The organism is Fannyhessea sp., assembly GCF_986145555.1.
The window spans coordinates 1-13,799 of sequence record NZ_CFRCNA010000027.1 but is presented as its reverse complement, the minus strand read 5'-3'; the positions used below and the strand labels follow the sequence as shown (position 1 = coordinate 13,799).

At 43.0% G+C, this 13,799-nt stretch carries 9 protein-coding genes and 1 pseudogene; 5 read left to right on the top strand and 5 right to left on the bottom strand.

Going from position 1 to position 13,799, the window contains the following annotated elements:
* Nucleotides 1-3: 3 nt before the first annotated feature.
* Complete coding sequence (locus tag AC5GD6_RS05395) at nt 4-1,368, bottom strand: PFL family protein (protein ID WP_464361438.1); 1,365 nt, start codon at nt 1,366-1,368, stop codon at nt 4-6.
* A gap of 98 nt (nt 1,369-1,466) precedes the next feature.
* Entirely contained in the window at nt 1,467-2,258 is a 792-nt protein-coding gene (locus AC5GD6_RS05390; RefSeq protein WP_464362104.1) for a Cof-type HAD-IIB family hydrolase, read from the bottom strand.
* A gap of 481 nt (nt 2,259-2,739) precedes the next feature.
* Here AC5GD6_RS05390 and nrdD point away from each other — a divergent pair, with 481 nt between their 5' ends.
* Nucleotides 2,740-4,962, top strand: a complete 2,223-nt coding sequence (nrdD, locus tag AC5GD6_RS05385) for an anaerobic ribonucleoside-triphosphate reductase (protein ID WP_416432215.1) — start codon at nt 2,740-2,742, stop codon at nt 4,960-4,962.
* 276 nt (nt 4,963-5,238) lie between these two features.
* On the top strand, nt 5,239-5,787 hold the full coding sequence (gene nrdG, locus AC5GD6_RS05380; protein ID WP_048596344.1) for an anaerobic ribonucleoside-triphosphate reductase activating protein: 549 nt from the start codon (nt 5,239-5,241) through the stop codon (nt 5,785-5,787).
* A 281-nt stretch (nt 5,788-6,068) separates the two neighbouring features.
* Here the strand turns inward: nrdG and AC5GD6_RS05375 are convergent, their stop codons facing one another.
* Nucleotides 6,069-9,092 carry an insulinase family protein gene (locus AC5GD6_RS05375; RefSeq protein WP_491846405.1) on the bottom strand — a complete coding sequence of 1,008 codons (3,024 nt, stop codon included), beginning with the start codon at nt 9,090-9,092 and terminating at the stop codon, nt 6,069-6,071.
* Nucleotides 9,093-9,314: 222 nt separating this feature from the next.
* Between AC5GD6_RS05375 and AC5GD6_RS05370 the strand changes: the two genes are divergently transcribed.
* Nucleotides 9,315-10,316, top strand: a complete 1,002-nt coding sequence (locus AC5GD6_RS05370) for a DMT family transporter (RefSeq protein ID WP_491846404.1) — start codon at nt 9,315-9,317, stop codon at nt 10,314-10,316.
* 192 nt (nt 10,317-10,508) lie between these two features.
* On the opposite strand, the gene AC5GD6_RS05365 is transcribed toward AC5GD6_RS05370, so the two are convergent.
* Both AC5GD6_RS05365 and AC5GD6_RS05360 read right to left on the bottom strand, forming a co-directional pair.
* Nucleotides 10,509-11,564, bottom strand: a complete 1,056-nt coding sequence (locus tag AC5GD6_RS05365; RefSeq protein WP_491846403.1) for a coiled-coil domain-containing protein — start codon at nt 11,562-11,564, stop codon at nt 10,509-10,511.
* 155 nt (nt 11,565-11,719) lie between these two features.
* Nucleotides 11,720-12,184: a universal stress protein gene (locus tag AC5GD6_RS05360; RefSeq protein WP_006302442.1), complete on the bottom strand. Its 465-nt coding sequence runs from the start codon at nt 12,182-12,184 to the stop codon at nt 11,720-11,722.
* Nucleotides 12,185-12,363: 179 nt separating this feature from the next.
* On the opposite strand from AC5GD6_RS05360, the gene AC5GD6_RS05355 reads away from it, so the two are divergent.
* Together AC5GD6_RS05355 and AC5GD6_RS05350 are read left to right on the top strand one after the other, a co-directional pair.
* The gene (locus tag AC5GD6_RS05355; RefSeq protein WP_491846402.1) at nt 12,364-13,266 is read left to right on the top strand and encodes an undecaprenyl-diphosphate phosphatase; all 903 of its coding nucleotides are present in this window, start codon (nt 12,364-12,366) and stop codon (nt 13,264-13,266) included.
* A gap of 312 nt (nt 13,267-13,578) precedes the next feature.
* Nucleotides 13,579-13,799 (top strand): annotated as a pseudogene (locus tag AC5GD6_RS05350) (ABC transporter substrate-binding protein); the annotation flags it as partial.

The window sequence follows — 13,799 nt, the reverse complement described above, 5'->3', positions numbered from 1 at the left end:
TTTCTAATTTTTAAGTGAGTTTAAAGGCGCAGGGAATTGACCTTTTCGATGCGCAAAAACATTTCCTGCAAACGTGTTGAGTTTCATAACAGGAGCTGAACCAAATAATCCACCAAATTCCAGCATGTCGCCCACCTTTTTTCCAAGCGCTGGAATAACACGCACTGCAGTTGTTTTGTTGTTAATAACGCCGATTGCCATTTCATCGGCGATAAGACCAGCAATAGCCTCTGTTGAGGTGTCGCCAGGGACAGCAATCATATCAAGTCCTACCGAACATACGCATGTCATAGCCTCAAGCTTTTCTATGGAGAGCGCACCAGTTTGAGCGGCTTTGATCATGCCCGCATCCTCAGATACGGGAATAAATGCTCCTGATAAGCCGCCAACAAATGAGCTTGCCATAACTCCGCCTTTTTTAACTGCGTCGTTAAGCAGTGCAAGCGCACAGGTTGTTCCCGGCCCTCCGCATTGACCTACGCCAATGGTTTCTAGTATTTGAGCCACCGAATCTCCTGCTTGCGGAGTTGGTGCCAACGATAGATCAACAATTCCTTTAACGGCGCCTAAACGTTTTGCTGCCTCGCGGCTCATAAGCTCGCCAGTTCGTGTAATTTTGAATGCCGTTTGTTTAATTACCTCGGCAACCTCAGAAATTGAAGCCGTTTGAGGTAGTTCTTGGAGCGCCGCATGCATAACTCCAGGCCCCGATACGCCTACGTGGATAACGCAGTCGGCTTCACCGCCGCCGTGTACGGCTCCTGCCATAAAGGGTGAGTCTTCAACCATGTTTGAAAAAACCACCAACTTTGTGGCACCCAAGCATTGATTGTCACGCGTGAGCTCGGCGCAGCGCTTAATAGTTTGTGCCATAAGCCACACAGCGTCCATATTGATTCCCGCGCGCAAAGTTGCTACGTTTACCGAGGAGCATACATGTTTTGTAGCTGCAAGCGCGTCTGGAATACTAGAAATAAGGCGCATGTCTGCTTCGCCAATACCTTTATGAACAAGCGCGGAGAATCCTCCGATAAAATCAACGCCTAACGTTTCGGCAGCTCTATCGAGGCACTGTGCAAGAGGAGTAAGATCTTTGTCCTTGCACGCAGCGGCTACGTAGGCAAGTGGTGTAACCGAAATTCGTCTATTTGCAATAGGGATGCCGTATTCACGCTCAAGATCGCTTGCAACGTCTACCAGGTGCTCTGCTTTAGAAACAATGCGATCGTATATTTTAGTGCACATGCGCGAGATATTTTCATCAGCACAGGCATGTAAAGAAATACCCATGGTTATGGTGCGCAAGTCAAGATTTTGTTGGTGAACCATTGTTTGAGTTTCATATACTTCTTGAGGTGTGATTGCCATGGCGTACATTGCCTCCCATACTATAAGCGTACTATGCTTATGCTTTACTATAACTCACGCGCGCGTTTGTGCACATGGTAGTCATTTCTTGTGCATGATTAGATAAATCCTAGTTGCTTGCATGCAAAATAAATACCATCGTCATCAATATCATGCGTGATGAATTCGCTTTTATCTTTAATACAATCTTGGGCATTTCCCATAGCCACGCTATGTGCGCAGACATCAAAAATACCTATATCGTTGCCACCGTCACCAAAGCAGATAACTTCGTCTGCACTCAAATTAAAATGTTCAAGCATAATGCGTGCGCCTTTGGATTTTCCGCCTTCGCAAGGCATAACATCAATATACTTATCAGCCCAACGCGCATATTTTAAATCGTGCGTTTTGTCAAACATTAGATGCTCTTCGCCTGGATAAAGATAGGCATTCAACTGAAAGACATCGTGTGTAAGTGCGCGTGATACATCGCGAATTTCGTAATGCTGATTGACAAACTGCTCCATATCTATAACACGCTGGCTGCGATCGCTTACGTAATAGCAATCAAGTTCTTGAAATTGGCAAGAATATAAACCCTGTTTAACTTGGGCAACAACAATTTCTATATCATGCTTGCTAATAGGGCATGAATATAAAACCTTGTCTTGTGCGAGGCAATATTGTCCGTTAATGGTAATGGCAGCCTCAAATGGGGTGGTGTCTATAATATCAAGCATGTACGTTGGTCTACCTGTTGCTAAAATTGGCATAATGCCGCGGCGTTTAAGCTCTTTAACAGCGTGAATTGCGGAGGCAGGTTCACTATTGGTTGTGTGGCTAAATAGTGTTCCGTCTACATCAAAAAAAGCTGCTTTAATACCCGAAAGTTTTTTCCAAGGTTTCACGAATTCTCCTTTATCGTAGGTTACCTACGATGTACTTCTACGTCGTGCTTTTTATAGTTTTGATAAGCTCGCGTATAGTGTGTAATAGATTGACATGTAGTTCAATCATACAGAACATCTAATACGTGTGGTAGATATGGGCATATCGTCAAAGTTTGTACATAAGAATAATGTTTGCAATTTCGGTGGTTGGCACAATTGTGACCATCTTGAATATGGTTATTTTGAATATGGTAACTCTGTAAATTTTTTCTGATGTCGCGCGTGCACCTAAGCAAATAACAAGCATTGAACAGGAGCTTCCATATAAACTTTTTTGTCAAGACCCAAAATAAAGAAAAATTCACAAGATATTGGGGAAATTTGCTTGCATTAACACTACAGGTTGTGGCAAGATAGAACACGCACACAAAGCATACCTTATGAGTCTGTGCAAAATTTAATGTACATAAACTTTTATTTTTTGCGTTGAGGAGCAGTCATGAAGATTATTAAGCGCAATGGTTCTGAGGTGGAGTTTAACCTTCACAAAATCATAAACGCTATTTCTGCAGCTAATAAAGAAGTCCCCGAAGACGAACGCTTAACCGAGCGCGAGATTACCTTTGCTTCTCTTAACGTAGAAGATCTATGCAAAAATGCCGGTCATACCGTTACAGTTGAAGAAATTCAGGATATGGTTGAAGACCAAATTATGGCGCTTAACCATTTTAGTGTTGCACGTAAGTACATCATTTATCGTTACTTACAAGCACAAAAGCGTCACCGCAATACAACAGACGACACCATCTTGTCACTTATTGAATCAAATAACGAAGAAGTTAAGCAAGAAAATTCCAACAAGAATCCTTCCGTTGTTTCGGTTCAGCGTGATTACATGGCAGGAGAGGTTTCAAAAGATCTGGCAATGCGTGAGCTGTTGCCACAAGATGTTGTTCAAGCGCATAAAGATGGACTCATCCATTTTCATGATGCTGATTATTATGCTCAGCACATGCACAACTGCGATCTGGTTAATCTTGATGACATGCTTCAAAATGGCACGGTTATTTCGGGAACTATGATCGAAAAACCACATAGCTTTTCTACTGCCTGCAACATTGCAACGCAGATCATAGCTCAAGTTGCATCGTCACAATATGGCGGTCAGTCTATCTCCCTTGCTCATTTAGCACCTTTTATTGAGGTATCTCGTAAAAAAATACGTGGTCAGGTATTAGCCGAGCTTGAACTTATTGGGGCTCAACCCAATGAAGATAAAGTTAACGATTTGGTTGAAAAGCGCCTGCGTGAAGAGGTTTCACGTGGTGTGCAAACTATTCAGTATCAAGTTGTTACGCTTATGACTACCAATGGTCAAGCGCCCTTTATTACCGTATTTATGTATCTTAACGAGGCGCGCAACGAGCAAGAAAAGAAAGACCTGGCGCTGTGTATTGAAGAAATGCTCAAGCAACGCTATCAAGGCGTAAAGAATGAGGCAGGCGTATGGATTACTCCTGCATTCCCTAAGTTGATTTATGTGCTTGAAGACGACAATATCCATGAAGACGATCCGTATTTCTATCTTACAAAATTAGCTGCAAAGTGTTCTGCGCGTCGTTTGGTTCCAGATTACATTTCCGAGAAAAAGATGCGCGAGTATAAGCTTTCTACAGGTGAAAAAGTGGGGCATGGAGATGTGTTTACCTGCATGGGATGTCGTTCATTTTTAACGCCCGATCGTTCCAAAGGTGGCTACAACAACATTGCCAATGCTCAAAACTATGTTGAGGGTAAGCCAAAGTATTATGGACGCTTTAATCAAGGAGTTGTAACTATCAATCTTCCTGACGTTGCGCTTTCTTCGGGCGGCGATATGGACAAGTTCTGGAAGATATTTGACGAGCGTTTGGAGCTTTGCCATCGTGCGCTTCGTTGTCGTCATGACCGTTTGTGTGGAACGCTTTCAGATGCGGCGCCTATCTTGTGGCAATATGGAGCGCTTGCTCGCCTTAAAAAGGGCGAAGTTATAGATAAGCTGCTCTACGATGGATATTCTACTATTTCGCTGGGATATGCTGGTTTGTATGAATGCGTTAAATATATGACCGGGCACAGTCACACCGATAAAGAGGCAACTCCATTTGCACTTGCGGTTATGCAACGCATGGATGATAAGTGCGACGAATGGAAACAAGCAGAAAATATCGACTACTCGCTGTATGGCACGCCACTTGAGTCCACTACATACAAGTTTGCAAAAGCACTTCAGAAGCGATTTGGTATTATTAAGGGCATTACCGATCATGGATATGTTACTAATTCGTACCATGTGAACGTTCGTGAGAAAATTGATGCGTTTACTAAGCTTAAATTTGAAAGCGAATTTCAACGTTTGTCACCAGGAGGAGCAATCTCTTATGTTGAGGTTCCTAACTTGCAAGATAATTTGGAAGCTGTTATTCGTGTAATTCAGTATATTTACGAAAATATTATGTATGCCGAGCTTAATACCAAAAGCGACTATTGCCAAAATTGTGGTTACGATGGGGAAATCCAAATTAAAGAAGATGACGGAAAACTTATTTGGGAATGCCCCAACTGCAAGAATAGGGATCAGACTAAAATGAATGTTGCGCGTCGTACCTGCGGATATATTGGAACACAGTTCTGGAATCAAGGTCGTACCCAAGAGATAAAAGATCGCGTGTTGCACTTATAAACACAAGATGTATCCCTCCTAAGACGCATGAGTGCTGTTGGGAGGGATATTTATATATGTTGGAATGGAGGGTAGACACCCTTCACGCTTTGTCTTAAAGCGTTTTGTCAGTTTGAGCGTGTCTTTGAGTAGGGTGTAAACCTTGCTTTTGAGCGAAGAACATGCTTTGTTTGTATGCGCGCGATGGTGCGCTTTGATTTTGCATGCGGATATGTAACCATGAGATGCAAATGATGCTTTCTACAAGATTTAGGTATGTAGTGAACAGGAACGAATGTGAATTACGCCACCATTAAATATTGCGATGTTGCCAATGGCACTGGCGTAAGAACCGTTTTGTTTGTTTCTGGTTGCCGTCTGCATTGCCCGTTTTGTTTTAATGAGGCAGCGTGGAATTTTCATGCGGGAACTCCATTTACCAAAGACGTTGAAGATACTATTATCGAAAGCTTAAAGCCGGTATACATAGACGGTTTATCGGTTTTGGGAGGAGAACCTACCGAGCCCGAGAATCAAGAGGGTTTGGTAGACTTCATGGAACGCGTTCGCAATTTGTTTCCTAAAAAAAGTATATGGATGTATACCGGTCACACCTGGGATCAGCTTATGCCTGGAGGTTGCCAATATACGCCTTTTACCATGAGAATCCTTAAAACGCTTGATGTTTTAGTTGACGGCCCTTTTATTCAAGCTCAAAAAGATATAACGCTGAGATTTAGGGGTTCAGCCAATCAACGTTTAATAGATGTACCTCAATCTTTAGCGCAAAATCGCGTTATTTTGTGGCACGATGATCCGCTTTTTGACTCGCATACGTGGGATTAGCGCTGTGACGGCGCACTGTAACATTGCGCTGTAATATCGTGCTGTGACGACGTGTTGTTCCGCCGTATTGTGACATTTTAGATGAAACGCACGAATAACACGCATGAAATAAAACGTATAAAATAACACGCATAAAATAACACGCAAAAAATAACGAACACGAAATACCACATTCACTCACTCAAAAAATAAAACCTACCTAAGCACATGTGATTTGGCTGAGGTAGGTTTTTAAAACTCGTTTATGCTGTTGAGTTTATAACTACATCCTTTATATGCGTTTATGCGTCGATGAGCTTGACCACCTTATCAAACACAACATCGGATGCGTCAATGCTTTCTTGCGAGCCAAACACGCATACATTCATGTTTTGGGCATCGTCTACCCATTTTGTTGCAAGGTCGTGTATGTCTTTGCGTGTACAGGTGAGCTGACTTGTGCGAATCATTTCTTGCCAGTTCTTGGGTTTATGACTTAAAATTTCAGAATCTTGGCGGCGTGCTTGAGCGTAGGGTTTAATCGGCGCGTCAAGTGACGCTGTGCACGAAACAATATAGCCTTCAAGCTCACTTTGTGTTGGATTCCATGCGCGCAACCATTCAAAGCTTTTAGCATAGGTTGTAAGTGTTGTGTCAATAGAGGGGTCGCGATATGACCAAAATCGGCTATACCCATAAGCTGTGCGCGTAAATCCGCAGCCGTATGCTCCACTTAACACGCGAACATTATTCCATAAGTAGTCAAGCGACAAAACGCGCGCGCTTATAAGTGAAGCGCCAATTGTTTCTGCGTCAAAATGAACGTCTGCGCAATCGGCGCCCACAAAATTGACGTGTGAGGGAATAATAAACGCCTCGTTTTGTGGATGAAGTGCAGGGATACTCAATACATTTTTAGAGCTGCGCTCCTCGCTTGCATTTGGCGAGCCCTCGCCTACAAATTGCATGCGATGGCTTATAAAACGCTGATAGTCTTCTTTTGATCCGGTAAAGCTCACTTGTACATTGTTTGCGGTAAAAAGCGTTTGCGCAAGTTGTGACAACTTTTCTGCCACGCTTTGTTTTGATGATTCCCAGTTGTCCAAAAGCTCTTTTAAGAACATGTAATGAGAAACGCCTTCAATTTGATCTACTAACGCCGCACTTGGAATGCGCCTAGACGCAAGCCTTTCGGATACACATGCATGACCAGAAGAAATGAAGCTCTGCTCCATGCTTATTTTGCGTTGAGTGAGCAAAGACTTAATCTTATCAAGTTCACTAAATTGTGTGTTCGACCAAATATCGCTTGGCAGTTCAATGAGGTGGTTGATATTCTCACTCAGTGCACTTGCATGCACAACAAAGTAGGGATAAACCTTTGAGAGGTCACTAAAATTATGGTAAATGCTGCAAAACGCTGAACATTCGCCAAGCTCGCGTTCGCAGGCTACGTCAAGTTCGTCGGCACTGTACGTTGAAGTTGAAAGCTTGCCAAGAACTTCTTGTAAAATGCCCACATAACACATGTCGCGGTATGCAATACAGCTTAGGTCAAAATAAGCATACAAATATGCAATTTGATGAGTAGCAATATCATGATATAGATAGGATATATTGTGGTGATGTCCAAGCTGAACAGGTGTTTCTTTGGGCGCCGCGTCAATATCGCTTACGTGGAGTTGCGGCAGCGTTGCCAGCGCATCGGGAGAATCTGGGGTTTCCTGCAGACGTTTAAGCTCCTGCGTATGAGCAATCAGCCGTTCAATTTCTTCATCAGAGCTTGCATCTTTGAGTTTTTGTAATTTCTGTTCTTCAGTAGTATCCGTATCTGCTACTGCAATGAGCTCAACTTCGGCATTATGCGTACTTTTGCATACAATGCTTTCCAAGAGCTTTTCAAAGTAGCCGTGTTCGAGCCCTGCTTTCATCTCGTCAATACCGTGTTGATAGCGCAAATAATCAAGTGCTCCTGCGTCGTTATATAACCAACCGTTAAGAGCTTGAATTGAAATAGCAACGCCGTCGCTATAGTTGTCCCAGTCGCCTTCACGTAGGATAAATTCGGTTTGCGAAAGTGCTGCTTGAATACGAGCCTTATCAAGTCCTGTCTGTGCATATTGCGCGCACTTTGTTTCGATAATCTCGCGAAACTTATGCGCACTTTGAGGGCGTGCTCCTTTGAGTTGGAAAATGAGTTGTGGCTGTAAGCATCCGTCTACCACGGCACAACTTACGTCGCTACCTAATCCTGCGTCTAAAACTGCCTTTTTCAAAGGACTTTCGTTGGTTGAACAAAGTACATCGCTTATGATCGATGCCGCTAGAACGCGGTTTCTGTCTTGATATGTGCCAATCACATAGCCAAGATTGATAACCGCATTGTCAGGCGTTGTTTTCATGGTAAATTGTGTGAGCTTGGGCGTAACACTCTTTTGAAGCTCTAGCTTGTTAGGAGCTTGTTGTGTACGCTCATCTGCGCGCATAAAATGTTCGTTGATTTTTTTAAGCATGGCATCTATGGATAAGTTGCCATACAAAATGGTATAGCTATTATCAAGTTTGTAATGACGTGCATGTGCGTCTAAAAATGCCTCATAGCTTAAATCGGGGATATGGTTAATATCGCCCCCAGACACATATTTATAGCAGGTATCGGGGAATAAGGCCTCGTTGAGCTTGTGATAAGCCATGGTATCGGGGTTGGATAGGCTTCCTCGCATTTCGTTAAGAACAACTCCGTTATACGAAAATGGACTTTGCGGGTCTTGCGCTTCAAGATGCCAACCTTCTTGTTCAAAAATATGAGGCTCGTGATAAATATTGGGGTGCAAAACTGCATCTAAATAAATATCGGTGAGGTTCATGAGGTCTTTTTGGTTGGTACTTGATACTGGATAGATAGTTTTGTCGGGGAACGTCATTGCGTTTAAAAACGTTTGCATGCTGGTTTTAAGCAGATGAACAAAGGGCTCCTTAACACGATATTTTTGTGAGCCGCAAAGTACCGAGTGTTCAAGTATGTGAAATACTCCAGTTGAGTCTGTGGGAGGTGTCTTAAAACCAATGGTAAACGACTTATTATTATCCGCGCATGCGATCCAAAGCGCACGAGCTTTAGAGGGCTTGTGGGTAAATATATATGCGTATCCGTTTAATTCGGAAAGCTCTTGTACGTCTATAACCTCAAAATTATGATGAACTGTTCCAACGGTAAGCTCAGCTATTGGACGAGTAAAATCTTGTACGCTCTGTTGTGCGTTCAAAGGGGCATCTAATTTATTTTGATGGTTAGTAGCGTGGTTGTGTGCATGAACGGTATGCATGTGCACTCCTTATCGAATGTATGTTTTGAAGTTATTGTACAGGATTGCCAAGCATACCGCCGATTATTCGTGAACCTCACATATGAATGTTGTGAAGGTCGATAAAAGTTTGAGTAAGCGGGCAAACACTACGATATGTTTATAAACGTATTTATATAAAAAATCTTGTATAAAATATGCGCTTAGTGATTGGTGACGGCGCGCACATAAGAGGAGGAAGTGTTGAATCGTCAGCGTGTGAATGCTGTATCAGAGCATGTAGAAGAACATCTGTCACATGGTTGGCGCTCTTTGTGTGCGTCTTATTATACAGATACGTTGCAACCCGCGTTTATGCGTTTGAAAGCACAACATCGACTGGCGTATGGTATTGTGCTTACGCTTTTAGGTGGAAGTTTGTGGGGTATGAACGCAACACTTTCTAAAGTTATTATGGATACCTATGCAGTAACTCCGATGTGGCTGGCATGCGTGCGCGAAATTTTTACCGCAATATTGTTTTTAGGCCTTGCCAATAGGCAAACGCCGCGCCAATTACGCGCCGCGCTTCACTCAAAACATGCGCTCATCATGATGGTTGTGATGGCGTTTGATGTGATTTTGCTTTCTCAAGTGTCGTATCTTGAGGCAATTTTTTGGACCAATTCGGCAACTGCTACTATTTTGCAAAACTTAGGCGTGGTTTTAGTTATGCTCTATGTCTGCGTTACCAATAAGCGCCTGCCACGCCGCCGTGAAGCGTGGGGTTTGTGCTTAGCTATTGTTGGAACATATTTTATTTCAACAGGTGGTGACCCAACACAGCTTAAGCTGCCACTTGAAGGTCTTGCGTGGGGTATGGCGTGTGCAACCGCTGCCGCGATTTTGGCAATTCAGCCAATTAAGCTTATGAATCGTTACGGAAATTTTGTCGTGAATGGTCTTGCATTTTTATGCGCAGGTCTTATGCTTGCATGTTATGTGCAGCCGTGGAATTCTATTCCTTATTTTGGGGTAACGGGAACGCTCTATCTTGTTTTTACAGTTGTTTTAGGAACGTTTGGAGCGTACGCGCTCTTTCTTGAAGGTGTTAAGGAAGTTGGCTCGGTTAAAGGCGTTATGCTAGGAACAAGTGAGCCGCTTGCCGCAACAATTTCAGCTGCGTTGGTAATGGGTACGATGTTTTCACCTGGCGAGCTATTTGGCTTTGCGCTTATCATTATCATGGTGTTCTTAACTGCATAGGCTTTTTGATCGTATGCACCAAAAACGCCAAAGAGAAACCGTATAAAACAAGCCTGCTCAAGATTAAGTTGCTCAAAACGCCGCCCATGAGCTGACCAAAGCAGAGATCCTTAGAACAAAAACCACCCCTTTAATTTGAGTTCAGGAACATCAATTAAAGGGGTGGAGTCTGTAATCTGCTGTTATTAGCCGCTATATACGGCTCATTTCTTCGCTGCAACGGCTGTACCAGAAGTCGGGATTAGGTGGGCAGTATTTACGCGCTGCAGAAGGGGTAAGTCCTCCGCCATATCCGCGCGCAAGTCCCGAGACATGTGCTCTAATAGCCGTGTCCCAGTCGCCCCAGCTCGCATCGCCCCAGCCCCAAGCATTATGCGGTCTAAAACAGACCGCGCCTTTGGAGCTTTCGACCGTAGAGATCGCAGGCGACCATCGAGGATCAACGCCGTTATCCCATGCTGCTTCGGCAAAGGTTTGTCCATGTCCCGCAAGAGGAGAACCGCTTAAATATGAATTGATACGGCTTGCCCATTTAGCAACAAATGAATCTCGATCAGTACCCATATTTACCTGTGATAATGGTGAATTTGGTGCGTCTACCGTAGCGGTATTGCCTGATGCTGTTGTAAACGTTGAACCTTCGGCCTGACGTGCTTTTTCTTCGGCTGCTTTTGCGGCAGCCGCTTCTGCTTCTGCACGTGCAGCAGCTGCTTGTTGAGCGCGTGTGCGTGCCTCTATTGCCTTATTCATGGTTGATGATGCATCCGCAACCGCTTGGTCTTTTTCTTGTTTATCTTGTTCAAGTTCTTTTTGAGTGCTTGTAACGTCGTTTACGGTTTCAAGCAATTTACTTATAGCGTCATTATTTTTAGTTTGAATAATATTTAAATATTGCATAAGTGAAATAAAGCTATTAAAATCTGGCGCCGATAAGAGCATCTCAAGTAAAGAAGAGCTCGACCTGCTCATTCTATACATAGTATGAATAGAATGAGCAGCTTGTGCTTTAAGGTTTGGCAGCTCTTGCTGTAATTCTTGTAATTTTTTACTATTTTCTTGAACTTTTTGCTCTGCTTGAGTTGCCTGTTCTTGTGCTTGCTGTAAAGCTTTTGCTGATTGTTCCACCTCTTGTTGCAGTTGATCAACTGTGTTGTCGTCCGTTTGCTCTGCAAATATCATAGAAGAAGATGAGCATACGACACAAACGGCCAACAAGATAGAGGTGAAACCATACCATGCTTTATGCATTGTAATGATCTCCTGTAACTGCAGCACTCAACATACGTGCTGGTTGTTAGTAATCCGTTGTAGACTCGTTCGCCTTATATATTACCTTAAATATGTCACTCTCATCTACTTTCCATGTGAGCATGGACATTATGTGGATGTTTATATATGGATATCTACTTAATAACAAGGGTATCGCATTTGGGATATCTAACTAAAAATGTAGAAATTGAACCCAGAAGTGCATATTTAATTGAAGAAAGTCCGCGTGCGCCACAGATAATTAAATCGGGGGTTACTATATCGAGCATATCTTCCTTAAGCGTTTCACGAATGCGACCTGCGCGAATAAGTACACGTACGCCTTGTATGTCTTTATCTGCTTTGAGATCTTCTACCTGTTTGGCTATTGAAGACTTAAAACCTTCTTCGAGCCCATGCAAAATATCGGCGGGATACGTACTTGCGGTTTCGAGTGCAGACGCGTCTATAACATGACCGATAACTAATTCAGCATGGTAATTACGTGCAAATTCTGCCGCCTTTTGGAGTACGTAATCTTGATGTTCGCATCCATCAAGTGCTACGAAAATGGTCGAGTAGCCAAGCTTTTCTTGATCACTTTGTTGTTGGACAGCCATAACATCCTCCTAAAGTACGCGACCATCATATATAGACATACTGGTCATGAGGTATCTTTATGTGCAAGTTTATATGATTCTAAGCGTTTTTTGTGTCACATTTTTGTTAACGGTAAAAATTGTTCTGTAAAAGTTATGCTATAGCAACAAGCAATTGTTATGCGAGGATAAGGAGTACCATGCCTGCCGTGATTGAGCTTTTAAAAGCATTGCTATTTGGAATTGTCGAAGGTATTACCGAGTGGCTGCCCATCTCCTCAACAGGCCATATGCTTTTGCTCGAAAAATTTGTAGTTCTTGATGTGTCGCCAGCTTTTTGGCATATGTTTTTGGTAGTTATACAGCTTGGCGCCATTTTGGCGGTGTGCGTGTCCTTTTTTAAGGAGCTTAACCCATTTGCTTTTACACTCACCAAAGCGCAGCGTAGTTCCATTTGGACTTTGTGGGCAAAAATTATAGTTGCCTGTATACCCGCGGCGGTTATAGGTATTCCTTTGGACGATTGGATGGACGAGCATCTTAGCAGTCCGTTTGTCATTGCTGCCGCGCTCGTGGTATACGGTGTTGTGTTTTTGTGCCTCAAAGATTCGCAGAGCAATCTTGCTATACACAAGGGTAAACATGCAAAAGCAGTACAGCGCGAACAGCGTGAGCACACGTTTTTAGACAAACGCATTACCACACATGCTATAGATAAGTTAAGCTGGAAACAAACTATTGGAATCGGATGTTTTCAGGTACTCTCTATTATTCCAGGTACTTCGCGTTCTGGTTCTACCATTATTGGAGCGCTGCTTATGGGCTGTTCGCGCAGTGTTGCCGCGCAATTTACGTTTTACTTAGCAGTTCCTGTTATGGTAGGAGCGTCTGGATTGCGCCTGGTAAAGTTTTTCATAAAGGGGAATACCTTCTCAACAATGGAAGCTGCTACGCTTGCAATGGGTTGTTTGGTGGCGTTTTTAGTGTCTATGGCTGTTGTTAAGTTTCTTATGAGTTATATTAAACGCCACGACTTTTCGATTTTTGGGTGGTACCGAATTGTGCTTGGTATTGCCGTTGCTGCGTATTTTTGGCTTATATAATATCGTCAGTCTATATACAAATTATGCATAATTATACCATAAAATATCTTAAATATTGTATCTAAATCCATAATTATTACGTGTTCATGTAGGTCGTGTGAGTTTAACGTTTCAGATTAGGAAATTATGGTTTTGTGTACACGGATACAATATTTGTTGGGTACTATAATTATCCCATACGCCGTAGCCGTTATGAGCGTCTCGCGCGAACGTGCACGTTGGTGTGCATAACGGTGGTATATAAGTATTCGTAACGCTTTGTTGTAGGTTTGGGATACAAACCTATAGATGTAAGCAAAAGGAGGTAGCAATATGGCGTTTTCGTTATTCAACACTTCGGTCACAAGACGACAAGCTCTTCGCTTAGGTTTGGGCGGAGCATGCTGTTTGGTTGGATTATCCCAAGCAGCCTGTACACCACAAGATGTTACCCCCTCACAAGACCAACCAACAGTTAAAGGTATCGATAAAGAAGCATTTGACGCTCTTATTGCACAAGGTCCTGTGGCTTCGCAAGCCGATATTGATAAAAG